Raw genomic sequence first — 23103 nt, 5'->3', positions numbered from 1 at the left:
CCGGTGAGGCGTTGCGCCTTGCCCGTGGAGAGAAAAGCGATGGCTGAATACAAGGTCAAATGGTTTGCAAGCGAGATGCAGGGCGCCCCGAGCTTGGGCGATACCGCAGAGGGCGCTCTGGCGGCGCTGCTCAAGGCGGTGCTGGTCACCGGCTTTGGCACCCTGACCATCAACGCGCTGGCTTTCGATACTGCCAAGGGGTGGGCAGTGGCGACCTTTACCGGTGGTCATGCCTATCTGCAAGACTCAGTTGTTCAGATAGAGGGGGTATCGCCTGCCGCCTACAACGGCGAGCATCGGGTGATGCAGGTCACGGCCACTCAGGTCTGGTTTGAGATTGACGGCGGCAACCCTGGGGCACCAGGTACAGGCGCAGCCATGACCATGAAGGTGGCGCCGCTGGGCTGGACGATTACCCATGAAAGTGGGGACGGGAAGATCTTTATCGTGCGTCCCAGCAATGTCAGTGAGTCGGGGAATGTATCGTGGCGAATTGATAACAGCGCATTCACTGGCTGGACGGGCTCTAACCAGTATGGGTTTGCCTCCTATCTGGCCAAGATCACCATGGTTGAGGATGTGGTGGATATCAACACCTTTACCACTATCTATGACCATCGTTGGCCAGCGACCCAGCGCTATACGGCAAAGACCTGGGATCTGATAGGCGATAGCCAGTTCTTTTACTGGCTACCGAGCATCGGCAACTACAGCTATCAAACCGTCTATTGCACCGGCTATATCCGTTCAGTCAGACCCGGTGACCGTTACCATGCCGTCCTGTGCCATTACTTCACTACGGCGGCGAATGCCAACGAGTCAAACTGGGGTAACCGGGATGCGAGTGGCGCCGCTTATTGGGGCACAACACTCACCACGTTCAACACCACCGATCAACGAGCGATTGCTCGCCCATATCATCAGTTGTTTGGCACAACATCATGGTGGCTCAAGGGCATGTTTGCCCGTTTTGGTGTGGGATTGGCCGTACCCAACGGCCCAGATAACGGATTTTATCTCTCAACCGACCCCTGCATGGTGCTGGAGAATGGCAACCATCTGCGTGGGTATATGCCGGGGTTTGTCGTGCCATACGGTGATATCGGCGGTTGGCATCGTAAAAACTTTGGCGATTTGCCTGCATTGCCGGGTAAGAAGGTGCGCTTCATTCGTGGGCTCTATCAGGTAAACACATACCAGGCTGATCCTCGCTCACTGATTGGGTTCGATATCACCGGCCCCTGGAGGTAAGTCATGGCGACTTTCCTGCCGTCAAAAGGGTGGCTGATGTTATCGGCTGCCCAGACCATTACCTACGATGCCGCGCTTGATGTAACCGCGACCAGCGGGGCGGAATGGGTAGACTGGTTTGGCGATACCGCCGATATCGGGTTGTTCCGTTATGCGTATAACAAGAGCGGTGCCGCTGATACCGGTGTATGGGGTGGGTCTATCCCGTTCAAACCACTGGGATATAGGTTGAAGATTGGGGCATCCAACGCCTGCTGGACTAACGACCTGTGCGATATGGATCTGGAGTTTGTGGATGCGGCGGGCAATGTGATCGCCGCCCTTCGCACCCGTACAGATGGCACCTATCGCAGCGGGCTATGGTACGGCCAAAGCCTTGCCAGCCTGACCAAAGCCACCCAGCGAGACGCATACCCGCGAACCTATGGCGAGCTGACCTTTACCCCAAACAGCCTGATTTATACCGATGATGGCGGTCAGCATCGCAACCAGTCATTTACCCTGACCTGCAATATGGCGGTGGTGACGACCCTGCGCTTTAGCAATATGCGCTCCTACGAGACCTATGCCAGCGCAAACGGGTGCCGCGCCGAAACCTATTTGCGCATTGCAAGCGGGCCAGCCGGTTTTGATGGAAACTTTGCAGCATTGACGGCAGAGCAGTTCGCTACCTTGCAACCGGATTTGATCGTGCCAGCCAGTGCCACGATTACCCATCAACTAGGTGTTGGGTTAGTGGCCTCTGGTTCTGCGCCATCCTACGTCTTGGCCCGGAGCATCTTGCCAGGCCAGACGGGTATGCTGATGGATGCAGCTGGCGCTGTGGTTGCCCAGCTGGCTTACCTCAATGGCGTGGCCAGGTTGACGGTGGGCGGCGTCACGACAGAGGGGGCCACTGATGCCCCTTATCTGGGCCTAGCTGCCATCAATGGCCAGGTGTTTGGCTATTACCAGACCAAGGTATTGGTGCGTTCATCGCAGTTTATTGCCCCACCAAAGAGCCGGATCTGGATAGAGCAACAGCCTGGGCAGACGTTGGCCACCATCGGAACCGAGTTCACCCCGTTGCTGGTTGAATACACCTATCTGGTTTATCGCCATACCATCACCGCTGTTGCCGCCAACCAGGAACCGCGCAGCCAATTCCAGCCGCAAGATGTGGCCTGGCGCGGCTACCCGGCGATGTATGCGGGCCCGGTCAACCTCCAGCAGCAGACCCAGTACCCGCTCTGCAAGGGGCGGGATTACTTTTGGATCCGCGATGGGGTGCGCAACGTGGAGCAGGGGTTTATTGAAAGTACGGTGACTATCAGCGGGATGGGAGTGCGGCGCCGGGTACTTTGCTTTACCCAAGATGGCGAATTGGTTGGCGAGACCTACAGCCGCGCAGCGGATGGGGTCTATCGGTTCGATCTGCTGTGGCTGAATCGCCGTTATATGGTGGTCGCCCAGGATGACCCGGCATATGGCCCCGCCGACTACAACGCTGTGGCTGCCGACTATCAGGCGCCAAAACCCTATCCGCCTGGTGGTGGGGTGGCACCTGCATCATTCCCCCAGCTTGCCCCGCTCAAGAGGAAATAACCATGATCTCCTATGCCGAAGGGCTGCGCACCAGTCGCGCCCAGCTATTGGCCACGGCCATTGATACAGGCCGCGGGGCAAGTGCCAAGCTGACCATCTACACCGGCACCAAACCGCCTCCGGGGGCGGCCACGACTGACCAGCTTGCTCTGGTGGCGCTGACGTTCAGCCACCCTTGCGCCAAAACGATCAGCGGCGGGGTGCTGACCCTGAAACCTCTTGCCGAACAGATGGCCACTGGCAGCGGCGCCCCCACCTGGGGGCGCATTGTTGACCGGGACGGGGCCTTTGTGGCGGATCTCGATGTCGGGGTGCCGGGCAGTGGCGCCGATCTGGAGTTGCCCGCAGCGGAGTTTTTTGCCGGTGCGCTGATCCGCATTAATACCGCCACCATCACTGAACCGTAACCGGGGGGTCATATGGCCAGAAAGGATGCCAGCCTAGCGCTGCGTAAGGCTCGCAGCATCAATGGCCAGCTGGAGCTGAACCAGTCCGACGTGGTGCGCCTGGTCGGCATCCTGAATAGTACCAACTTGCCGCCACGCCTGAGTGCGTCACCGGGTCTGGTGCTGTCATCGGTATTGGATGGCGCCCCGCATCGCTCCAGCGCGATGCTGGACGGCTCTGTGGTACTTGATGCGGTGCTTGCCAGCCAAACCCATAGCCATGGGGAGCTGGTCGGCGCGTTCGTCATTGAATGCACCATGGCCAGCACATCCCGCACCCCGCAGCCGGTGCTCGCCGGGCAGTATGACCAGAACGTATTCCGGGGCCCTGCCAGTGCAATGGGGGATGCCTGGGTGTGGGCAGATAGCCATTTCCAGGCCCTTAGTAGCGAATGGCAGAAGGCCGGTACCGAGCGGGCAACTAGCCGATCCCTGTGGCAACAGGCCGCCGCGCATCAGCAGCAGGTGGCCGAGCTGGGCGAGCAGATGCCCCAGACGTTCATGGCCAATCGACAGCGCTTTGCCGAGGGGCTGCCGGTCAGCCAGCAGAGCCGTCAGGGCTATGACAGCCTGGCCGCTGGCCATGTGGCGAATCAGTCTCTGTGGGTTGAGGCGGCGCCGGTCAGCAGCTGGCGCCTGGTTGGGTTCACCAACCCGCCGCGCTTTGACCAGGTTTGGCAGGCTGACCAGTGGCAAGAGGGCATCCCCATCGGTAAAGGGGTGGCCGCTCAAGCCTGGCACCACGGCCAGCCGCTGATAGAGGGCTGGCGTGATGGCTGGGACGAGGCCATGTGGCCCACCTGGGGCAAGACGCCGCCGCCAGAACCACCAAAACCACCGATTCGCCCAGACAAGCGCACCCTGCGCCTGGAGTTCGGGCGCAAGCGTGACACGGCAGAGCTGGAGTTCGTCTGGCAGGGCAGTGATGCGGCAATCGTCATTCCAACCCGGAGGGTTTATCTGGTGAGCAATACAGCAAAGATCGTGCGGATACGCGATGGGCTCGATATCCCGGCCACTGCGGTGAGCATCGAGCTCGATACCGACTCCTGGGCGTGGCAGTTCAGCGCTCAAATTCCCCGTATCGCGGCGGCTGCGCTGACCGATGAGGAAGAGGTCAGCATTCATATCAACGGTCAGCAATGGGACTGCATGTGCGATGGCTGGCAATCGAGCCAGAGTTTTGGCCGCGAGTCGGCAACGCTGACCGGCCGCTCGCGTACCGCTTACCTGTCACCGACCCATGTATTGGCGCAGGCGGTGAGTGAGCCTGCTGCCGCGACCATGGCCCAGCTGGCAGCGGCTGTACTGCCTGTTGGCTGGACACTGGATTGGCAAGCGGCTAACTGGTTGGTACCTGCCGGGTTCTTTAGCCTGGATAACCAGACCCCGATCGAGGTGGTCAGGTACCTGGCCGAGGCGGCCGGTGGCTTTGTGCTGCCACACCAGCGCAACCGTCATCTGGTCATCAAGCCGCGTTATCCCACCGTCCCATGGCAGCTCGATACTGCTGTGGCCGATGTGGCGATCCCCCGCGCCATCATTACCACCCTGGGCAGTGACTTCCAGCCGGGTCATGCCGCCAACGGGATCTGGGTAAGTGGTGGCCATCAGGGCATCAGTGCGCGGGTGGTGCGCCAGGGGACGGCTGGCGAGCAACAAGCGCCGACCATCACCCACCCGTTGGTGTGTGATGTGACGGCAGCCCGTGCCCAGGGTGTGGTGGGGCTGGCCAAAACCATGCCCAAACGTACCCAAACCATTGAACTGCCGTTGTCAGCTGATACCGGCTTGATCCTGCCAGGTGCGCTGCTCGCCGTGGACGGTTGGAAGGGTTACAACCGGGGCGTCAGGGTCTCTGCTGCGTTGCAGAACAGGGCCATGACGGTGCGCCAGCAACTGAGTGTGGAGCGATTTGTATGAACCTGTTTAAGCGATTCCTTGAGCTGGTACCAGGCGCAGATCCCTTGTTGGTTGGTACCGTGACCGCAGTAGGTACCACGACCACCACTCTCACCGCGTTGGCGGGTGGAACGGTCACAGTACGGGGCACCGGGGTAGCCATCGGCAAGATGGCGTTTTACAGGGGAGGGGAGCTGGCAGGAGAGGCACCGGATTTACCGACCTATGAAATAGAGGTCTGATTGAGGGCGCACAGTAGTCAGTAGAAATCAGTTGCAGAGATGGGCCGAATAACTGGTCGTTAGACTACACAATCAAAATTAGTACAAAACCTAGTACAGAGTTTTAAGACGATGATCTTTTTCATTTTAAAACAAACCGTTAATTACATGGCTCGTAATCGTGGAAGTAGAAGGTGGGCTCGCTGCCGGGCTGTGCTGTTTTGCTCATGTTGCTCGAGGTGAGGTGTCCGATGGCGGCGCCATGGCGCCTGGGTGGGCGGTGCCATGCACCGCAGTTGCCAGCATGGTAAACCATAGCGCAGGCAGAGCGAAGCCCGGGCGCCCTGGCTGCCGGTTTATTGAACGCTCAAGGGTGTCGTATCAGGGGGCTGTGCAGGATTGCGGCTGGATGGGGCTTATCGGGCCGTACCCGGGGGCAGGGGCATCAGGGTGTGCAGATCCAGCAGGGTGAAGAAGCCGCCTTCGTCGGGGTACCAGCCGCCGGTGTCTATGTAGTAGACGTTGCCAAGCCGGGCCGGAAGGCCCACCGGGGTGTGGCCCACCACCAGGGCGACGAGATCCTCGACACCGCTCTCATCCAGCCGCTCGATGCGGCGCCTTGACCAGAGGCAGACGTTCTTGATGGCGCGAAGCCTACCGCCGCTTACCCCCGCATCCAGTTGGTCCAGCAGCCCCTGCCAGGAAGAAAAGGGGCAATCGGCGTGGAGCAGCCCGACCGGGCCGGCCGGAGTGGCCACCTCGATGGCGATAGGCAGAGTGCGGTAGTGGGCGGCGAACGCCCCCTGCTCGTCCGGGGTCAGCTGCTGAAACCAGCCGCCGCCATTCTGGATCCAGTTCTCCCTATCGCAGCTCTCGTAGCGGCAGACGTAGTCATCGTGATTGCCACAGACTGGGTGAAACCAGGGCTTGGCCAGCCACTCGAGCGCGGCTGTGCAGTCGGGGCCGCGATCCGTCAGATCCCCCACGGAGAAGAGGCGATCCCGAGCGGGGTCGAATCCCGCCTGGTCCAGCGCCCCTTGCAGCAGCGAAAAGTAGCCGTGGATATCGCCGACGGCGAGATCCCGTCCCAGAGGATTGCGGGAGAAGCGTCTGATCAGCGGGGACGGGTTCATGTCGGTCTCCTTGCCCGTGCCGACGGGCGGCTTGTTCGCTTTTGTCTGGCCGTACATAAGGTTACAGAAGAAAGATGGCGGCCTCGCAGGGGCTGGTAAATCATATGACAGCATGCATGAAAAGGGGGCTCAGTGGCGAGCTCTTCCCGCCTTGCCCTTTCATGTGCAGGTGCCACGGGGGCCTTGTTCGCCGTCCCATGGCAGCGTCGTCATCTCGCTTTTTGACAGGAATCTTGAATGCGGCGTCAGCTGTTGATCTGGATAGGCCCCCTGTGCAGCCTGCTGCTGCTGGGGGCGGCCTTGACCGTCCTCTATCATTTGACCCACCTGTGGCACTGGCACGACATCCGCCTGGCCATCTGGTCTCAACCCTTGCCGCAGCTGGGGGCCGCCCTGCTGCTCACCCTGCTCAGCTATGGCTGCCTCTGTTGTTACGATCTGCTGGCCCTGAAGGTGCTGGACAAGCGACTGCCCTTGCCGCAGGTGGGGATGACCTCCTTCATCGCCTACACCTTCTCCAACACCCTGGGCTTTGCGCTGCTCACCGGCTCGTCGGTACGTTACCGGCTCTACTCTTCCCTGGGGCTTGGCACCGGAGAGGTGGCCAGGGTGATCCTCTTCTGCTCCATCACCTTCTTCCTCGGTCTGCTGGGTTGGGGGGGCTGCGCCCTGTTGCTGGGGCAGGGGGCTGCCCTGCTGGCACACTGGCCGCGCTGGGCGACCGGTCTGCTGCAACTGGCGGGTGCCCTGGCCCTGCTGACGGTGCTGGTTTATCTATTTTGGCCGGGGGCGGCCCTGGTCTGGCGCGGGCACCTGCTGCTCCTGCCGCGCATCAGATACCGCCTGCTGCAACTGCTCATCGCCCTGCTCGACTGGATGGCCGCCGCCGCCGTGCTCTATGTGCTGCTGCCATCGGGCAGCGTGCCCTATCCGGTGCTGCTCAGTACCTTCGTGCTCTCCAGCCTGCTCGGGGTGCTGGCCCATGTGCCGGGGGGCATCGGGGTTTTCGAGGCGAGCATGAGCCTGCTGCTCACCCACTATCTGCCGGTGGACAAGCTGCTCGCCTCCCTGCTGATCTACCGCTGCGCCTACTACTTCCTGCCCTTCCTCTGTGCCCTTCTGCTGTTCGTAGGGCAGGAACTGCTGCAACAGCGGGCCCGCCTGCACCGGCTGCAGGGGATGATGATGGCGACCCGGGAGTTCGTGCCCGCCCTGGTGAGCATGGGCACCTTCGCGGCGGGTACTCTGCTGCTCTGCTCCGGGATGATCCCCACCATGAGGGGGCGGATCGAAGCCTTCCTGCAGGTGCTGCCCCTGCACCTGCTTGAGCTCTCCCATGTGCTCGGCAGCGTCAGCGGCGTGCTGCTGCTGTTGCTGGCTCACAGCCTCTATCGCCGTCATGACGGGGCTTTCAGGATCACCCAGTGGCTGCTGGGGCTCGGCATGCTGTTCTCCCTGTTCAAGGGGTTTGACTGGGAGTCTGCCCTGCTGCTCGGGGGCTTCTTGCTCGTCATCACCCCCTGCCGCCCGCTCTTTTATCGCAAGGGCTCCCTGCTCCACGCCCGGTTCACCCCCTCCTGGCTGATGTCTGTGGGGGCCGTACTGCTGGGAGCCTTGTGGTTGCTGCTCTTCTCCTATCGGCAGGTGGAGTATGACCCCTCCCTCTGGCTGCACGTCTCGGCCCACGGGCCCGGGGCGGCTTCCCGCGCCCTGCGTGCCATGGGGAGCGTCATCGGTGTGCTGGCGGTGGTCGGGGTAGCCCATCTGCTGGCCCCCTTGCGCCTCGCCACCGACAAGCCGGATGCAGAGGCGCTCTCCCGTGCCCATGGGCTGGTGATGCGGGCAGGGGGAGGCCACGGTTACCTGGCCCAGCTCGGGGATAAATCCCTGCTGTTCCACCCAAGCGGCGAGGCCTTCTTGATGTACGGAACCGAGGGCAGCAGCTGGATAGTGATGGGGGATCCCGTCGGCCAGCCCTCCTTCGTGGAGGAGCTGCTCTGGCAGTTTCGCGAGCGCTGTGACGAGCACGACGTCAGCCCGGTCTTCTACCAGGTGTCTGCCCGCTATCTGCCTGTCTACCTGGATCTCGGGCTCATCCCCTTCAAGCTGGGGGAGGAGGCCATCGTGGATCTGCACGGCTTCGATCTCGCCGGCAGCCGCCTGCGCAACCTGCGCCAGAGCCACGCCAAGGGCAAGCGGGAAGGGCTGCGCTTCGAGGTGGTGGCCGCAAGTGAGATTGCCGCCCTGCTGCCCGAGTTGAAGGGGATCTCCGACAGCTGGCTGCACAGCAAGCAGGGCAAGGAGAAGGGCTTCTCCGTGGGCAGTTTCGAGCCAGCCTACCTCACCCTCAACCCGATGGCGCTGGTGCGGCGGGAGGGGCAGATCGTCGGGTTTGCCAACCTCTGGATCAGCGACAACAAGGAGAGTCTCTCCATCGATCTGATGCGCTACAGCCTGGACACGGGGGCGGCCCCCGTCATGGACTTCCTGTTCGTCGAGCTCCTGCTGTGGGGCAAGCAGGAGGGCTATGCCAGCTTCAACCTGGGGATGGCTCCCATGTCGGGGTTCAACGACAACCCCCTCGGCGGATACTGGGCCCGCCTTGGCAACACCCTGTTCACCCGGGGCAGCCGCTTTTACAACTTCCAGGGATTGCGGCGTTACAAGGAGAAGTTCGGCCCAAGGTGGGAGCCCCGCTACCTGCTCTGTACCGGTAATCTGGTGCTGCCCCGTACCCTGACTCACCTCGTCTCCCTTATCAGTCGCGGCCCCTTCGGGCTCATGAAGAAATAGGAGTTGGCCCATGAGAGCCATGTTGTTGCTGTTGATTTGCTGTCTCGTCTCCTCGTTCACCCTACCGGTTGTTGCCGCCCAGCCAAGCCGGGTCGGCGCGGATCTGGGGCTGGTGGAGTTGCCGGTGGCGCAAGCCTCGCCCGCCCCCATGGTGGTCTTCATGAGCGGGGATGGCGGTTGGGCGGCGCTGGACAAGGGGCTCAGCGCCGAGTTGCAGCGTCACGGTATGCCGGTGGTGGGCTGGAGCTCGCTCAGTTATTACTGGAAGAAGAAGACCCCGGAGCAGGCGACCGCGGATCTGGTGCGGATCCTCTCGGACTACCAGTCCCGCTGGGGGCGCCAGCGCTGGCTGCTGGTGGGCTTCTCCTTTGGCGCCGAGATAGTGCCCTTCGTCATCAATCGCCTGCCACAGGCCTATCGCGACAGCCTGGTGGGCGCCGTGATGCTCTCTCCCTCGACCGCGTCGGATTTTGAGATCCACGTCAGCGACATGGTGGTGCACGACAAGGCGGGCAGCTATCCCACCCTGCCGGAGGTCAAGGCCATCAAGAGCCTGCCGCTGCTCTGCGTGCAGGGGGCGGATGACGACTCCCCGGTGAAGCTCTGCCCGCACCTGCAGCAGCCGAATGTCACCACAGTGACCCTGCCGGGATCCCACCACTTCGACGACGACTACGGAGTGCTGTACCGGAGCATCGAAGATCGGCTGCCCTGGGCGGGGGAGGAGCAGGATCACTGAGCTGCCTTGCCCGCCAGGGGAGGCCGACTGAGAGAATCATTCAGCTGTCAATAGAATAAAAAAACGCCAGTCAATTGACTGGCATTTTTTTATTCTGTGATACGGCTTTTGATGGCGAGTCAACCGGCCTTAGAGCAGGTCTTCCAGCTGATACTTCTTGAGCAGGGTGTCGAAGGTACCGTCGGCCTTGACGCTCTCGATGGCAGCATCGAACTGGCTCTTGAGCTTGTCATCCTTCTTGCGTAGGGCCACCGCCACCCCTTCTCCCAGGATCTTGTCCTGAGTGCCGTTGAACTGGGGGCCGACGAAGGCGAACTGCTTGCCCATCTCCTTGTCGAGGAAGCCCACCTTCAACTGCACCATGTTGCCGAAGGTGTAGTCGGCACGGCTGGACTGCAGATCCAGCATGGGGGACTGGGCGTTGACGTAGCGCTTGATCTTGGCCACGTCACCGTAGCGGGCGGTGATGAAGTTGTCCTGGGGGGTGCCCTCCTGCACCGCGATCACCTTGCCCTTGAAGTGCTCTGGGGTGTCGGCAAAGTCGGCCGCCTTGTCGCTGCGCCCCACGAAGCGGTTCTGCATCATGTAGTAGACTTGGCTGAAGGCGACCTTCTGGCGCCGCTCGTCCGTGATGTTCATGGAGGACATGATGGCGTCGTACTTGCGCACCTGCAGGCCCGGCAGCAGGGCGTCCCAGGGCTGGTTGATCACCTCGCACTCGGTCTTCATGGCCGCGCACAGGGCATAGGCCAGATCGACCTCGAAGCCGCCGAGCTTGCCGCTGCTGTCGACCATTTCGAAGGGAGGATAGGTGGCGTCGGTGGCGATCACCAGAGGTTTGGCGGCGGCCTGGCCCGCGGTGGCCAGGGCCATCAGCATCATTGCGGTGTTGAGTTTCATGGTCAGTCCCTTGAAGTGTGATGTCATGCCTAGGGTGCTAAATGGTGCCGGCCTCAAGGGCCGACGGCTATCTTGCGATGGGTGAGGGCCGGCAGCTGGCTGCGCACCCTGCGCTGAGCCGCCAGATCCAGAGTGGCGATGGCCATGCCCTGACCCTCTTCTACCTGGGCCAGTATCCGGCCCCAGGGATCGATGATCATGCTGTGGCCGAAGGTGCGGCGCCCGCCGGGGTGGTGTCCCCCTTGGGCGCTGGCGAACACGAAGGCCAGGTTCTCCACCGCCCGGGCCCGCAGCAGCAGCTCCCAGTGCGCGAGCCCAGTGGTGTGGGTGAAGGCCGCGGGCAGGGCGATGAAATCGGGGGCAGGGTCCAGGCGAAACAGCTCGGGGAATCGCAGGTCGTAGCAGATCCCGAGGCGCAGCAGCCCCCAGGGCAGGGGATGGCTCACCACCTCCCGGCCCGGGCTCATGGTCGCGGCCTCGTCATACTGCTCCTGCCCGGTGCAAAAGCCAAACAGGTGCAGCTTGTCGTAGCGGCTCGCGAGCTCCCCTTGCGGGTCGATGAGCAGGCTGCTGTTGTGCATCTTGCCTGGCTCGTCGCTTTCAAGGGGCAGGGTGCCCGCCAGCAGCCAGACTCCGAGCTCCCGGGCCAGCTCCCGGGCCCAGGCCAGCAGGGGGTGATCCTCCACCGGGGCGGCCAGGGCCACCCGCGCCCGCTCGTCAACCGGCATCAGGTAGAAGTATTCGGGCAGCAGGACCAGCTCGGCCCCCTCGGCCGCCGCCCGACGCAGCAGTGCCTCGGCCTGGGTCAGGTTGTGATCGAGATCATCCCCGGAGACCATCTGCAGGACGGCAACGCGCACTGAATCCATGGTGCCTCCTAGACGCTGCACAGGCGCTCGGCGCCCGCCAGCAGGGTGTCGTCATCCTTGGAGAAGGAGAGGCGGATGACCCGCTGATCCGTGCCGTCGTGATAGAAGGCGGAGACAGGAATGGTGGCGACCCCGTGATCGCGGATCAGCCGCTGCACGAAGAGGCTGTCGGGCTCGTCGCTTACCCGCTCGTAGCTCGCCAGCATGAAGAAGCTGCCCGCGGAGGGGAGCAGGGTCAGGCGCGAATCCGCCAGGGCCGAGGTCAGCAGGTCGCGCTTGCGCTGGTAGAAGGCCGCCAGCCCCTGATAGTGGGCCGGTTGCTGCAACAGGTGGGCGAAGCCGTACTGCATGGGGGTGTCGGCGGCGAACATGGCGAACTGGTGCACCTTGCGGATCTCCTCCATCAGGGGGCGGGGAGCCACGCAGTAACCCACCCGCCAGCCGGTGACGTGGAAGGTCTTGCCGAAGGAGAAGACGGCGACGGAACGTTCCACCAGCTCCGGATAGCGAATGACGCTCTGGTGCAGCGCGCCGTCGAACACCACGTGCTCGTACACCTCGTCCGAGAGGATGAGGATGTCGGTGCCGCGCACCAGGCGGGCGAGGTGCTCCTGATCCCCCGCCTGCCAGACGGTGCCGGTGGGGTTGTGGGGGGTGTTGAGCACTATCATGCGGGTGCGCGAGGTGATGCGGGCGGCCACCTCCTCCCAGGGGATGGCAAAGTCCGGCGCCTTGAGAGCGATCACCACAGGGGTGGCATCCTGCAGCTGGATCATGGGGCGGTAGCTGTCAAACGCCGGCTCGAACATGATCACCTCGTCCCCCGGGTGCACCAGAGCGGTGATGGCGCAGAACAGGGCCTCGCTGGCGCTGGCGGTGATGGTGATCTCCTCACCGGCGTCATAGTGGTGGCCGTAGCTGGTCGCTATCTTGGTCGCCAGCTGTTCGCGCAGGGCGGGCAGCCCCGTCATGGGGGCATACTGGTTCTCCCCGGCCAGCATGGCTTCGTGGGTCACCCGGATGAGCTCGGGATCGCAGGGGAAGCTCGGTGCCCCCTGGGAGAGGTTGATGCTGGGATGGCGGGCGGCCAGATCCCCGATCACGCTGAAGATGGTGGTGCCCACCTGGGGCAGTTTGCTGACAATGCGGGGGGAAGACATGGCGCCGTCACCTGAGTGTGTTAAAGAGGTCCCTTTTTAGCCCCCGCAAGGGTTGCCGGACAACGGATTATTCGGCATGTTATGCATGAGTTTTTCTCAAGCATGGAGGCTTGTATGTTGTCCACCCAACCCCGCAGCCAGTTGCCCCTGTATGGCTTGCAGGTTTTCGAGTGTTCTGCCCGCCACCTGAGTTTCACCTTGGCCGCCGACGAGCTGTGCGTGAGCCAGGGGGCCGTGAGCAAGCAGATCGCCCAGCTGGAGGCGCGCCTCGGCCATCTGCTGTTCGTGCGCGGCACCCGCTGCCTGGCCCTGACCCCGGCCGCCGAGCGCCTGCTGCCCTTCGTCCGTGATGGGCTGGCCCGCATGGGGGAGGGGCTCAGTGCCCTGCAGACCCTGCCCCACGAGCAGGCCATCAGCATCAAGGTGCCCTCCTGCGCCAGCCGCTGGCTGCTGCGACGGTTGCAGGCGTTCGAAGGGGAGGCGGTGGAGGTGCGCGGCAGCCACAGCCACGGCATCGACTTTTCCCGGGAACCCTTCGATCTCGCCATCGTCTATCAGCCCTGCCTGGGGCGCTATCCCCACAGCCAGCCCCTGTTTCAAGAGCGGCTGACCCCGGTCTGCGCCCCGGCGTTTGCCGCCAAGCATCGTCTGTTCGAGCGCGACCTGAACGAGTTGCCCCTGCTGCCACTCATCCATGCCAGCGCGGATCGGCGGGACTGGCGCAACTGGTTTGCCGCCTTCCTCGACATCCCCTGGCAGCCCCAGGGCGGCCAGCTGTTCGATACCCTGGACTTGGCGATGAATGCCGCCCTGCAGGGGTTCGGTCTCTCTCTCGGGGATCCCACCATAGTGGCCGAGGAGCTGGAGAGCGGCGCCCTGGTCGCTCCCTTCGCCCCCGTGCTGGAGACGGATCACGAATACGCCCTGATCGCCCGCCCCGATAGCCAGCGTCAGGGCGTGGCCCGCACCTATCACTGGTTGCTGGAGAGCCGCGACCAACCCTGATTGTTGTCAGTGTCTCCCTGACTGAGTGATATCAGTCTGCCCCTAAAAGAAACAGCCCCGCGAGCGGGGCTGTTGTCATGGTGATGGCTGCTGGCCGATTAAGGGGTCAGTGGCAGATCTTGTAGTAGACCTCGTTCCAGCGCAGTTGCTCCTTGAGGGCGGGGATGCGGGTATCCTGGTCGATCACCACGAACTCTATGCCCATGATGTCGGCGAAGGTGCGCAGCTGTTCGATATCCACCGATTGGGTGAACACCGAGTGGTGGGCGGCCCCGGCCAGGATCCAGGCCTCGGCGCTGGTCTGCAGATCCGGCATGGGGTTCCACAGGGCGCTTGCGACGGGCAGCTTGGGCATGGCCTCTGGCAGGTCTACCACCTCGAGCTGATTGACCACCAGCCGGAAGCGGTTGCCCATGTCGATGAGGCTGGCGTTGACCGCCTTGCCGGCGGGGGCCGCAAACAGCAGGCGGGCCGGATCGGCCTTCTTGCCTATCCCCAGATGCTGGGCATCCAGCACGGGTTTATCGGCGGCGATAGAGGGACAGACCTCCAGCATGTGAGCCCCCAGCACCAGGTTGTTGCCCGCCTCCAGGTGGTAGGTGTAGTCCTCCATGAAGGAGGTGCCCCCCGCAAGACCGGCACCCATCACCTTGAGGGTGCGCAGCAGGGCCGCCGTCTTCCAGTCCCCTTCCGCCCCGAAACCAAAGCCTTGCTGCATCAGGCGCTGACAGGCGAGCCCCGGCAGTTGGTGCAGGCCGTGAAGGTCTTCAAAGGTGGTAGTAAAGGCGCCGAAGCCGCCGTCGGTGAGGAACTTCTTCATCCCCAGCTCCTGGCGCGCCGCCTCATAAAGGGAGGAGCGCAGCACCCCGCCCGCCTGCACCGCCTCGGTCAGGGTGTAGCTTTCTTCGTATTCGGCCAGCAGCGCCTCGATGTCGCTTGCGGGCACGGCGTCGATGACTTTGACCAGATCGCCGACCGGGTAGTAGTTCACCTGATAGCCGAACTGGATCTGGGCCTCAATCTTGTCACCCTCGGTGACCGCCACGTTGCGCATGTTGTCGCCGAAGCGGGCGATCTTGAGGTGGTGGCTGTCGTGAATGGCGGCGGCGACCCGCATCCAGTTACCCAGCTTGCGGTGGGCCTCTTCATCCTGCCAGTGGCCGACCACCACGGTGCGCGGCAGCCGCAGACGGGCCCCCATGAAACCGAACTCACGGCCGCCGTGGGCGGTCTGGTTCAGGTTCATGAAGTCCATGTCGATCTCGCTCCACGGCAGATCCCGGTTGAACTGGGTGTGGAACTGCAGCAGGGGCTTTTGCAACTGGCTGAGTGCCGGGATCCACATCTTGGCGGGGGAGAAGGTGTGCATCCACACCATGAGCCCGATGCAGCGCTGGTCGTGATTGGCATCGCGGGCTACCGCGCTTATCTCGTCGAGGGTGGTGCCGGTGGGCTTGAGCACTATCTTGACCGGCAGGCCGGCGTGCTCGTTGAGCTGGCTGGTGATGGTGTGGGCGTGATCGGCCACCTGCTTCAGGGTGGCGGCGCCATACAGGTGCTGGCTGCCGACCAGGAACCACACTTCCAGCTGTTTCATCAATTCCATCTTGGTGTCCTCATTATGCTTTTGTCTGGCCGTAATAGGCGTGTTTGCCATGTTTGCGCTGGTAGTGCTTCTCCAGCAGGTAATCGGGCAGTGGGTGGGCCGCGGGGTTGATCTGGCCGGTGAGCCAGGCCATGCGGGCCACCTCTTCCAGCACCACGGCGTTGTGTACCGCGTCTTCGGCACTCTTGCCCCAGCTGAAGGGACCGTGGTTGGCCACCAGCACCCCCGGCATGGTGAGGATGGGGGTCTGCTTAAGGGTCTCGACGATGAGGTGGCCGGTCAGCCCCTCGTAATCCTCCTCGACCTCGCCCGGAGTGAGCAGGCGCGAGCAGGGGATCTCGCCGTGAAAGTAGTCGGCCTGGGTGGTACCGAAGATCGGGATGGCGCGCCCCGCCTGGGCCCAGGCGGTGGCATGGGTGGAGTGGGTGTGCACCACGCCGCCAAGCTCCGGATAGGTGCGATAGAGCACCAGGTGGGTGGCAGTGTCGGAGGAGGGGCGCAAGGCGCCCTCCACCTGCTTGCCCGCCAGATCCAGCACCACCATGTCCTCGACCCGCATCCGCTCGTAGCTGACGCCGCTTGGTTTGATGACCACCAGACCTTGTTCCCGGTCTATGCCGCTCACGTTGCCCCAGGTAAAGGTCACCAGGCCGTGGCGCGGCAGATCCAGGTTGGCGACGAGCACCTGCTCCTTGAGCATCTGGAGGTTCATGCCGGTATCCCCCGGTTGTAGAGCGGCTCGGCGGCGGCGCCCCAGGCAAGGTAGCGCTGGTAGAGGCGCTCGTATTCGGCGACCCGCTCGGGGTGTGGCTGGTGGGTGCGCTCCACGGCGCTCGCCATGTGGCGCTGGGCCTTGGCCACATCGGCGTGGATACCGGCCGCCACGGCGGCAAAGATGGCCGCCCCCAGGGCGCAGCACTGATCCGAGGCCACCACCTGGATGGGCCTATTCATCACGTCGGCGCAGGTCTGCATCACGGTGGCCGACTTGCGGGCGATGCCGCCAAGGGCGATCACCTGCTCCACCGGCACCTGCTGACTGGTCATGCACTCCATGATGCTGCGGGCCCCGAAGGCGGTGGAGGCCACCAGGGCGCCGAACAGATCGGGCGCATCGGTGCCGAGGTTGATGCCCGTGAGGGTGCCCTGCAGGCGCTGGTTGGCGTATGGGGTGCGGCGGCCATTGAACCAGTCGAGTACCACCGGCAGGTGGGCCAGATCGCGCTGCTGCTCCCAGGCGGCGGCGAGGCTTGGCAACAGTTCCCGCTTGTGGGCCTCGATGGCGGTGCGAAGCTCCGGATACTGGGCGGCGAGGCTCTCCAGCGGCCAGCCGAGTTGGCGCTGATACCAGGCATAGATGTCGCCGAACGCCGATTGTCCCGCCTCCAGCCCCACCATGCCCGGCACCACGCTGCCGTCCACCTGGCCGCAGATCCCGGCAATGGCGCGATCGCCGATGGTGGCCTCGTCGGCGATCAGGATGTCGCAGGTGGAGGTGCCTATCACCTTCACCAGGGCATTGTTGCCAGCCCCGGCCCCCACCGCCCCCATGTGGCAGTCAAAGGCGCCGCCGGCGATCACCACCTCGCAGGAGAGGTGCAGCCGCTCCGCCCACTCCGGGGTCAGGGTGCCGACCGGCAGATCGGCGGTCCAGCTGTCGGTAAAGAGCGGGTAGTCGAGATCCTCGGTCAACAGCGGATCCAGCGCGTTGAGAAACTCGGCGGGGGGCAGGCCGCCCCAGCTCGGGTGCCAGAGGGACTTGTGGCCGGCGGAGCAGCGCCCGCGCCGGATGTCGGCCGGGGCCTGGGTGCCGCTCAGGATGGCGGGCACCCAGTCGCACAGCTCGACCCAGTTGCAGGCGGCGGCGCGCACCGCCGCATCGGCTCGGGAGACGTGCAGTATCTTGGCCCAGAACCACTCGGAGGAGTAGACCCCGCCGATGTAGCGGCTGTAGTCGGGGAACTGGCCGCCGTGGCACAGGGCCGTGATGGCCTCGGCCTCCTCGATGGCGGTGTGATCCTTCCACAGCACGAACATGGCGTTGGGGTTGTCGGCAAACTCTGGGCGCAGGGCCAGCACACGCCCCTCTGCATCGATGGGGGCTGGCGTGGAGCCGGTGCTGTCCACGCCGATGCCGCGCACGGCGGCGCGCTGACTCGGGGTGAGCTGACTCACCACCGCCACCACCGCCTGCTCCATGGACTCCAGATAGTCGAGGGGGTGGTGGCGGAACTGGTTGGTGACCGGCTGGCAGTAATGACCGGCCTGCCAGCGCGGGTAATAGACGACCTGGGTTGCCAGCTCGGCGCCGTCGTGGCAGCGCACGGCGAGTGCCCTGACCGAATCGCTGCCGAAATCGAGTCCGATGGCGATGTGCTCGGACCTGGGGTGCTCAGACATAAGTGCTCCTGACCATCAATGAGGGGTGACTGGTGAGGAACCATAGGAGATGGACCGGAGGGGCGGTTAGCCATTGGCTGCTGGAAATATGGATTTTAACGCTGTTGCTGCAAGAGGGTGACGGCCATCCAGAATTGGGTATGTGACAATTTTGCTAATTATATAGACGAAACGGCTGCAATTTCATGGCGTGATCCTGCTCTCCATTTTTCCATGTGAAAACGATTACAACTTGGTTTGCTCATCTAGCAACAACAATAACGTCATGTTTGGACATGTTTTTATGTGGCAGCTTGAGGAATGGACCCGATGGCCGCGCTTCATGGATACATGGATTGATAGAACACCTGAGACACTCGCATGAACAAAATCGTTAAAAGCATGATCGCAATGGGGTTTGCCCTTGGTATGGCAAATTCTGCTTTCTCGGCCGAGGCGCTGAAGCTGGGTTATCTGGTCAAGCAGCCGGAGGAGCCCTGGTTCCAGACCGAATGGAACTTCGCCGACAAGGCGGGCAAGGATCTCGGCTTCGAGGTGATCAAGATAGCCGTCCCCGATGGCGAGAAGACCCTCAATGCCATCGACAGCCTGGCGGCCAACGGCGCCAAGGGCTTCGTCATCTGTACCCCTGATCCCAAGCTCGGGGCCGCCATCATGGCCAAGGCCAACAGCATGGATCTGAAGGTCATCACGGTGGACGACCAGTTCGTCAATGCCAAGGGCCAGCCCATGGAGCAGGTACCGCTGGTGATGATGGCCGCCACCAAGATTGGTGAACGCCAGGGCCAGGAGCTCTACAAGGAGATGCAGAAACGCCAGTGGGACGTGAAGGCGACCGGGGTGCTCGCCATCACCGCCGACGAGCTCGACACCGCCCGCCGTCGGGTCGAAGGCTCCTTGAGCGCGCTCAAGGGCGCCGGTTTCCCCGAGGGGCAGATCTACCGCTCGCCGACCAAGGCCAACGACATTCCGGGGGCGCTGGATGCCGCCAACTCCATGCTGGTACAGCATCCCGAGGTGAAGAACTGGCTCATCGTCGGCATGAATGACAACACAGTGCTCGGCGGCGTGCGCGCCACCGAAGGACAGGGCTTCAAGGCGGAGAACGTCATCGGCATCGGCATCAACGGGGTGGATGCGGTGAACGAGCTGTCCAAGTCCAGCGCCACCGGCTTCCTCGGCTCCCTGCTGCCAAGCCCGGACGTGCACGGTTACAAGAGCATCCAGATGCTCCATGACTGGGTGGTCAACGGCGCAGAGCCTGCCAAGTTCACCGAGGTGACCGACGTGGTGCTCATCACCCGCGACAACTTCAAGGTCGAGCTGCAGAAGAAAGGTCTGTGATTGACGCCATCTAAACCCTGACACCGAGACCGGCATGGCGGTGTGCGCCATGCCGATCGGCTGGAGTGAAACATGAATCAGTCAGTTCCTTATCTGGAGTTTTGCGGCATCAGCAAGGAGTTTCCCGGCGTCAAGGCGCTGAAGAACGTCTCCTTCTGCTGCCAGCAGGGCACGGTACACGCGCTGATGGGGGAAAACGGCGCGGGCAAGTCCACCCTGCTCAAGATCCTGAGCGGCTTCCAGTCGCCCACCACCGGGGTGGTGAAGCTGGCCGGCCAGGAGCGGGTCTTTCAGAGCACGGTCGATGCGCTGGAGAGCGGGATCGCCATCATCTATCAGGAGTTGCACCTGGTGCCCGAGATGACGGTGGCAGAGAACATCTACCTCGGTCAGCTGCCGACCCGGCGCGGGGTCATCGATCGGGAGAAGCTCTATCAGGATGCGGCCAGGCAGCTGGCGCGCCTCGGCATGGACGTCTCCCCCGAGACGCCGCTCAAGTACCTGTCGCTGGGGCAGTGGCAGATGGTGGAGATTGCCAAAGCGCTGACCCGGGATGCCAGCGTCATCGCCTTCGACGAGCCGACCAGCAGCCTGTCGTCGCGCGAGATTGAGCAGCTGTTTCGGGTTATCCGCCAGCTGCGGGACGAGGGCAAAGTCATTCTCTACGTCTCCCACCGGATGGACGAAATCTTCGCCCTGTGCGACGCCATCACGGTCTTCAAGGATGGCCAGTTCGTGCGCACCTTCGCCTCCATGGCCGAGGTGGACCGGGATCTGCTGGTCAAGACCATGGTGGGGCGCGAGCTGACCGACATCTATGGCTACAGCCCAAGACCGCTCGGCGAGGCGGGCCTCAAGGTGGCGAACCTGATGGGGCCTGGGCTCAAGGCGCCGGTGTCGTTCGAGGTCAAACGCGGGGAGATCCTCGGCATCTTCGGGTTGGTGGGGGCCGGGCGCAGCGAGCTGATGAAGCTCATCTTCGGCGCCGACAAGATGCGCACTGGCGAGATCGCGGTGTTCGGCAAGCCGGTGGTCATCGGCAGCCCCATCGACGCCATTCGCAGCGGCATCATGCTCTGTACCGAAGACCGCAAGGCGCTCGGCATCATCCCCATCCATTCGGTGCAGGAGAACATCAACATCAGCGCCCGCCGTCACAAGGCGTGGGGGGGCTTCTGGATCAACCAGCAGTGGGAGGACGAGAACGCGAGGCTGCGGATCCGCGACATGCGGGTCAAGACCCCGTCTCCCCATCAGGCCATCATGAACCTCTCGGGCGGCAACCAGCAGAAGGCCATTCTGGGGCGCTGGCTCTCCGAGGACATGAAAGTCATCTTGCTCGACGAGCCGACCCGCGGCATCGACGTCGGTGCCAAAAACGAGATTTACAACGTGATTTACGATCTGGCCAAGGTGGGCATCGCCGTGGTGGTGGTCTCGAGCGAGCTGCCGGAAGTGCTGGGCATCGCGGACCGGATCATGGTCATGCGGGAGGGGGAGATCGCCGGCGAGCTTTCCCACGATGAGGCCAACGAGGTCAAGGCGCTCAATCTGGCCATGCCGGCCCGTTGATCTGCTGACCGCAACGAGATAGCACCCGGAATTTTCAGGAGAAATACCATGACAACTACTACCTCAGTCGGCCAGGCCGCCAGCACCGCGGCGACCAGCGGCTCCCGCCTGCAACTGGCCCGCGTCTGGGATCAATACGGCATGCTGGTGATCTTCGCCATCCTGTTCCTGCTGGCCTGCGTGCTGGTACCCAACTTCGCCAGCCTGATCAATATGCGCGGGCTCGGGCTCGCCGTCTCCATGTCGGGCATGGTGGCCTGCGGCATGCTGTTCTGCCTCGCCTCCGGCGAGTTCGACATGTCGGTCGGCTCAGTGGTGGCCTGCTCCGGCGTCGCCTGCGCGGTCGGCATCAACGCCACCGAGAGCATCACGGTGGGCATCCTGGCCGGCATGTCGGTGGGGGTGCTGTTTGGCCTCATCAACGGCATAGTCGTGGCCAAATTCAAGATCAACGCCCTCATCACCACCCTGGCCACCATGCAGATGGCGCGCGGGGTGGGTTACATCATCTCCGACGGCAAGGCGGTCGGCATAGTTGAAGAGGGCTTCTTCGAACTCGGCAACTCGGCCCTGCTCGGCATCCCGACCCCGGTCTGGCTGACCGCCGTCTGCTTCGTGCTGTTCGGCCTGCTGCTCAACAAGACCACTTTTGGCCGCAACACCCTGGCCATGGGGGGCAACGAGGAGGCAGCGCGTCTGGCCGGAGTCAACGTGGTGCGCACCAAGATCATCATCTTCACCATGACCGGGCTGATTGCCTCCATCGCCGGCATCATACTCGCCTCGCGCATGACCTCGGGCCAGCCCATGACCTCCATCGGCTTCGAGCTGGTGGTGATCTCCGCCTGCGTGCTGGGTGGGGTCTCCATGAAGGGGGGGATCGGCAAGATCTCCTACATCATCGCCGGTGTGCTGATTTTGGGGTTGATGGAGAACGCCATGAACCTGCTCAACATCTCCCCCTTCGCCCAGTACGTGGTGCGCGGCCTCATCCTGCTCGCCGCCGTGCTGTTCGACCGCTACAAACAGGTGCGCAAGGCGCGCGTCTGATCCCTGTCCAACCATGCAGGCCCGCGTTCAGCGGGTCTGCCCAGGGTGGCACCATGGCTCACGGCACATCCCGTTGTGAGCCAGTTCACCAATTTCACACGGCGCCGAGCGCCAGATAGCGCGTTCCCAAGGTGAGTCTTTACAATGACCCAAGCCGATTTTTTTACCCAAGCGCTGTTTTCCGCCATGTCCTCGATGCAAAAAGAGAAGCCGAAACAACTCAATCCCCTGCTGCCGGGCTACGCCTTCGATGTGTTCCTGGTCTCGGGCATGACCCCCATCGAGCAGGGGAGTGCGCTCGACTTCATCATCGACCGGCCCCAGGGAATGAAGGGCTTCATCGTCAACCTGACCATCAAGGGCAAGGGGCAGATCTTCCAGGGGGATCAGGCATTCACCGTGGAGCCAGGTGACCTGCTGCTGTTTCCGCCGGCGGCGGTGCACCATTACGGCCGGGCGCCGGATGCGCGGGAGTGGTATCACCGCTGGGTCTATTTCCGGCCGCGGGCCTACTGGGCCGACTGGCTCAAGTGGCCGCAGGTCACTGAGCGGGTGGGGCGCCTGCAACTGGCGGACGCCGCCTTGCTCGCCGAGTTCGACGCCCTCTTCCTCGACATCGAAGAGACTCACCAGCAGCTGCGGCCCATGTCGGAACAGCTGGCCATGAACCTGCTGGAGCGGCTGCTCATTCGCTGCTATGAAGCCTCCTCCCTCAATGCCTACCCCACCATCGACCACCGGGTTCACCAGGCGTGCCAGATCTTAAGCGAGTCGCTCTGCGCCGAGATCTCGGTGGAGGCGCTGGCGGAGCAGGTCTTCTTGTCCCCTTCGCGCCTCGCGCACCTGTTTCGCGAGCAGGTGGGGGTGAGCATAGTGCGCTGGCGCGAGGATCAGCGGATCATGCGGGCAAAGCTGCTGCTGCAGACCACCCCCATGTCGGTGGCTACTATCGGCCAACAGGTGGGCTATGACGATCAGCTCTACTTCTCGCGGGTGTTCAGGAAGCGGGTAGGGGTCAGCCCCACCGAATACCGCAAATGCGCCACCCCGCTGTGATGTCGGGTTCGGCAAGGTCAGAGAGACGACAAAGCCCTCGTGATGAGGGCTTTTGTTATTCATGGACGGCAA

The 23103-nt window shown here is 63.1% G+C and carries 19 protein-coding genes; 12 read left to right on the top strand and 7 right to left on the bottom strand.

The window, feature by feature from the left end; translation table 11 throughout:
• Nucleotides 1-39 precede the first annotated feature (39 nt).
• The 5 genes from PG898_RS05785 to PG898_RS05765 are packed head-to-tail and all read left to right on the top strand — an operon-like array spanning nucleotide 40 to nucleotide 5425.
• Nucleotides 40-1251, top strand: a complete 1212-nt coding sequence (locus tag PG898_RS05785; RefSeq protein WP_181222445.1) for a hypothetical protein — start codon at nucleotides 40-42, stop codon at nucleotides 1249-1251.
• Between the two features lie 3 nt (nucleotides 1252-1254).
• A complete protein-coding gene (locus PG898_RS05780) occupies nucleotides 1255-2835 on the top strand; it encodes a hypothetical protein (RefSeq protein WP_181222444.1) in 1581 nt (526 codons plus the stop codon).
• 2 nt (nucleotides 2836-2837) lie between these two features.
• Complete coding sequence (locus PG898_RS05775) at nucleotides 2838-3242, top strand: hypothetical protein (RefSeq protein ID WP_181222443.1); 405 nt, start codon at nucleotides 2838-2840, stop codon at nucleotides 3240-3242.
• Between the two features lie 12 nt (nucleotides 3243-3254).
• Nucleotides 3255-5204, top strand: a complete 1950-nt coding sequence (locus PG898_RS05770; protein ID WP_181222442.1) for a hypothetical protein — start codon at nucleotides 3255-3257, stop codon at nucleotides 5202-5204.
• The gene (locus PG898_RS05765; RefSeq protein ID WP_181222441.1) at nucleotides 5201-5425 is read left to right on the top strand and encodes a hypothetical protein; all 225 of its coding nucleotides are present in this window, start codon (nucleotides 5201-5203) and stop codon (nucleotides 5423-5425) included. The genes PG898_RS05770 and PG898_RS05765 overlap by 4 nt, the downstream gene beginning before the upstream one ends.
• A 395-nt stretch (nucleotides 5426-5820) precedes the next feature.
• Here the strand turns inward: PG898_RS05765 and PG898_RS05760 are convergent, their stop codons facing one another.
• The gene (locus PG898_RS05760; protein WP_270824465.1) at nucleotides 5821-6537 is read right to left on the bottom strand and encodes a metallophosphoesterase; all 717 of its coding nucleotides are present in this window, start codon (nucleotides 6535-6537) and stop codon (nucleotides 5821-5823) included.
• 237 nt (nucleotides 6538-6774) lie between these two features.
• On the opposite strand from PG898_RS05760, the gene mprF reads away from it, so the two are divergent.
• Nucleotides 6775-9330, top strand: a complete 2556-nt coding sequence (gene mprF, locus PG898_RS05755; protein ID WP_270824464.1) for a bifunctional lysylphosphatidylglycerol flippase/synthetase MprF — start codon at nucleotides 6775-6777, stop codon at nucleotides 9328-9330.
• Nucleotides 9331-9340: 10 nt separating this feature from the next.
• Nucleotides 9341-10069, top strand: coding sequence for an AcvB/VirJ family lysyl-phosphatidylglycerol hydrolase (locus PG898_RS05750; protein ID WP_270824463.1), 729 nt, complete (start codon nucleotides 9341-9343; stop codon nucleotides 10067-10069).
• Between the two features lie 129 nt (nucleotides 10070-10198).
• On the opposite strand, the gene PG898_RS05745 is transcribed toward PG898_RS05750, so the two are convergent.
• Genes PG898_RS05745 through PG898_RS05735 form a run of 3 tightly spaced genes read right to left on the bottom strand, consistent with a single transcriptional unit; the run spans nucleotide 10199 to nucleotide 12998 of the window.
• The gene (locus PG898_RS05745) at nucleotides 10199-10969 is read right to left on the bottom strand and encodes an ABC transporter substrate-binding protein (RefSeq protein WP_270824462.1); all 771 of its coding nucleotides are present in this window, start codon (nucleotides 10967-10969) and stop codon (nucleotides 10199-10201) included.
• 53 nt (nucleotides 10970-11022) lie between these two features.
• On the bottom strand, nucleotides 11023-11838 hold the full coding sequence (locus PG898_RS05740; RefSeq protein WP_270824461.1) for a carbon-nitrogen hydrolase family protein: 816 nt from the start codon (nucleotides 11836-11838) through the stop codon (nucleotides 11023-11025).
• Between the two features lie 8 nt (nucleotides 11839-11846).
• Entirely contained in the window at nucleotides 11847-12998 is a 1152-nt protein-coding gene (locus PG898_RS05735; RefSeq protein WP_270824460.1) for a methionine aminotransferase, read from the bottom strand.
• 114 nt (nucleotides 12999-13112) lie between these two features.
• Between PG898_RS05735 and PG898_RS05730 the strand changes: the two genes are divergently transcribed.
• Nucleotides 13113-14003: a LysR family transcriptional regulator gene (locus PG898_RS05730; RefSeq protein ID WP_005332475.1), complete on the top strand. Its 891-nt coding sequence runs from the start codon at nucleotides 13113-13115 to the stop codon at nucleotides 14001-14003.
• 106 nt (nucleotides 14004-14109) lie between these two features.
• Here the strand turns inward: PG898_RS05730 and araA are convergent, their stop codons facing one another.
• From araA to PG898_RS05715, 3 genes are read right to left on the bottom strand one after another with little or no spacing between them, the layout of a single operon-like run.
• Entirely contained in the window at nucleotides 14110-15609 is a 1500-nt protein-coding gene (gene araA, locus PG898_RS05725; RefSeq protein WP_270824459.1) for an L-arabinose isomerase, read from the bottom strand.
• A 13-nt stretch (nucleotides 15610-15622) separates the two neighbouring features.
• Nucleotides 15623-16321, bottom strand: coding sequence for an L-ribulose-5-phosphate 4-epimerase (locus PG898_RS05720; RefSeq protein ID WP_182310581.1), 699 nt, complete (start codon nucleotides 16319-16321; stop codon nucleotides 15623-15625).
• The gene (locus PG898_RS05715; protein ID WP_005332481.1) at nucleotides 16318-18009 is read right to left on the bottom strand and encodes a ribulokinase; all 1692 of its coding nucleotides are present in this window, start codon (nucleotides 18007-18009) and stop codon (nucleotides 16318-16320) included. The genes PG898_RS05720 and PG898_RS05715 overlap by 4 nt, the downstream gene beginning before the upstream one ends.
• A 360-nt stretch (nucleotides 18010-18369) precedes the next feature.
• Between PG898_RS05715 and PG898_RS05710 the strand changes: the two genes are divergently transcribed.
• From PG898_RS05710 to araC, 4 genes are all read left to right on the top strand, one after another.
• On the top strand, nucleotides 18370-19353 hold the full coding sequence (locus PG898_RS05710; protein ID WP_043132148.1) for an arabinose ABC transporter substrate-binding protein: 984 nt from the start codon (nucleotides 18370-18372) through the stop codon (nucleotides 19351-19353).
• 72 nt (nucleotides 19354-19425) lie between these two features.
• A complete protein-coding gene (araG, locus tag PG898_RS05705) occupies nucleotides 19426-20925 on the top strand; it encodes an L-arabinose ABC transporter ATP-binding protein AraG (protein ID WP_270824457.1) in 1500 nt (499 codons plus the stop codon).
• Between the two features lie 48 nt (nucleotides 20926-20973).
• A complete protein-coding gene (gene araH, locus PG898_RS05700; RefSeq protein WP_042649062.1) occupies nucleotides 20974-21975 on the top strand; it encodes an L-arabinose ABC transporter permease AraH in 1002 nt (333 codons plus the stop codon).
• A gap of 144 nt (nucleotides 21976-22119) precedes the next feature.
• Nucleotides 22120-23031 (top strand): arabinose operon transcriptional regulator AraC, encoded by a 912-nt coding sequence (gene araC / locus PG898_RS05695; protein WP_041205593.1) that lies wholly within the window; start codon nucleotides 22120-22122, stop codon nucleotides 23029-23031.
• Nucleotides 23032-23103 lie beyond the last annotated feature (72 nt).

It is taken from the genome of Aeromonas sp. QDB31 (assembly GCF_027707605.1).
In the GTDB taxonomy this organism is placed as follows: Bacteria; Pseudomonadota; Gammaproteobacteria; order Enterobacterales; family Aeromonadaceae; genus Aeromonas; species Aeromonas media.
This window is presented reverse-complemented; position numbering and strand designations above follow the sequence as displayed.

What these genes read in the sequence shown, in the direction of transcription:
- PG898_RS05785 (WP_181222445.1), top strand. Translation starts at nt 40, where the DNA reads ATGGCTGAATACAAGGTCAAATGGTTTGCAAGCGAGATGCAGGGCGCC.
- PG898_RS05780 (WP_181222444.1), top strand. Translation starts at nt 1,255, where the DNA reads ATGGCGACTTTCCTGCCGTCAAAAGGGTGGCTGATGTTATCGGCTGCC.
- PG898_RS05775 (WP_181222443.1), top strand. Translation starts at nt 2,838, where the DNA reads ATGATCTCCTATGCCGAAGGGCTGCGCACCAGTCGCGCCCAGCTATTG.
- PG898_RS05770 (WP_181222442.1), top strand. Translation starts at nt 3,255, where the DNA reads ATGGCCAGAAAGGATGCCAGCCTAGCGCTGCGTAAGGCTCGCAGCATC.
- PG898_RS05765 (WP_181222441.1), top strand. Translation starts at nt 5,201, where the DNA reads ATGAACCTGTTTAAGCGATTCCTTGAGCTGGTACCAGGCGCAGATCCC.
- PG898_RS05760 (WP_270824465.1), bottom strand. Translation starts at nt 6,537, where the DNA reads ATGAACCCGTCCCCGCTGATCAGACGCTTCTCCCGCAATCCTCTGGGA.
- mprF (WP_270824464.1), top strand. Translation starts at nt 6,775, where the DNA reads ATGCGGCGTCAGCTGTTGATCTGGATAGGCCCCCTGTGCAGCCTGCTG.
- PG898_RS05750 (WP_270824463.1), top strand. Translation starts at nt 9,341, where the DNA reads ATGAGAGCCATGTTGTTGCTGTTGATTTGCTGTCTCGTCTCCTCGTTC.
- PG898_RS05745 (WP_270824462.1), bottom strand. Translation starts at nt 10,969, where the DNA reads ATGAAACTCAACACCGCAATGATGCTGATGGCCCTGGCCACCGCGGGC.
- PG898_RS05740 (WP_270824461.1), bottom strand. Translation starts at nt 11,838, where the DNA reads ATGGATTCAGTGCGCGTTGCCGTCCTGCAGATGGTCTCCGGGGATGAT.
- PG898_RS05735 (WP_270824460.1), bottom strand. Translation starts at nt 12,998, where the DNA reads ATGTCTTCCCCCCGCATTGTCAGCAAACTGCCCCAGGTGGGCACCACC.
- PG898_RS05730 (WP_005332475.1), top strand. Translation starts at nt 13,113, where the DNA reads ATGTTGTCCACCCAACCCCGCAGCCAGTTGCCCCTGTATGGCTTGCAG.
- araA (WP_270824459.1), bottom strand. Translation starts at nt 15,609, where the DNA reads ATGGAATTGATGAAACAGCTGGAAGTGTGGTTCCTGGTCGGCAGCCAG.
- PG898_RS05720 (WP_182310581.1), bottom strand. Translation starts at nt 16,321, where the DNA reads ATGAACCTCCAGATGCTCAAGGAGCAGGTGCTCGTCGCCAACCTGGAT.
- PG898_RS05715 (WP_005332481.1), bottom strand. Translation starts at nt 18,009, where the DNA reads ATGTCTGAGCACCCCAGGTCCGAGCACATCGCCATCGGACTCGATTTC.
- PG898_RS05710 (WP_043132148.1), top strand. Translation starts at nt 18,370, where the DNA reads ATGAACAAAATCGTTAAAAGCATGATCGCAATGGGGTTTGCCCTTGGT.
- araG (WP_270824457.1), top strand. Translation starts at nt 19,426, where the DNA reads ATGAATCAGTCAGTTCCTTATCTGGAGTTTTGCGGCATCAGCAAGGAG.
- araH (WP_042649062.1), top strand. Translation starts at nt 20,974, where the DNA reads ATGACAACTACTACCTCAGTCGGCCAGGCCGCCAGCACCGCGGCGACC.
- araC (WP_041205593.1), top strand. Translation starts at nt 22,120, where the DNA reads ATGACCCAAGCCGATTTTTTTACCCAAGCGCTGTTTTCCGCCATGTCC.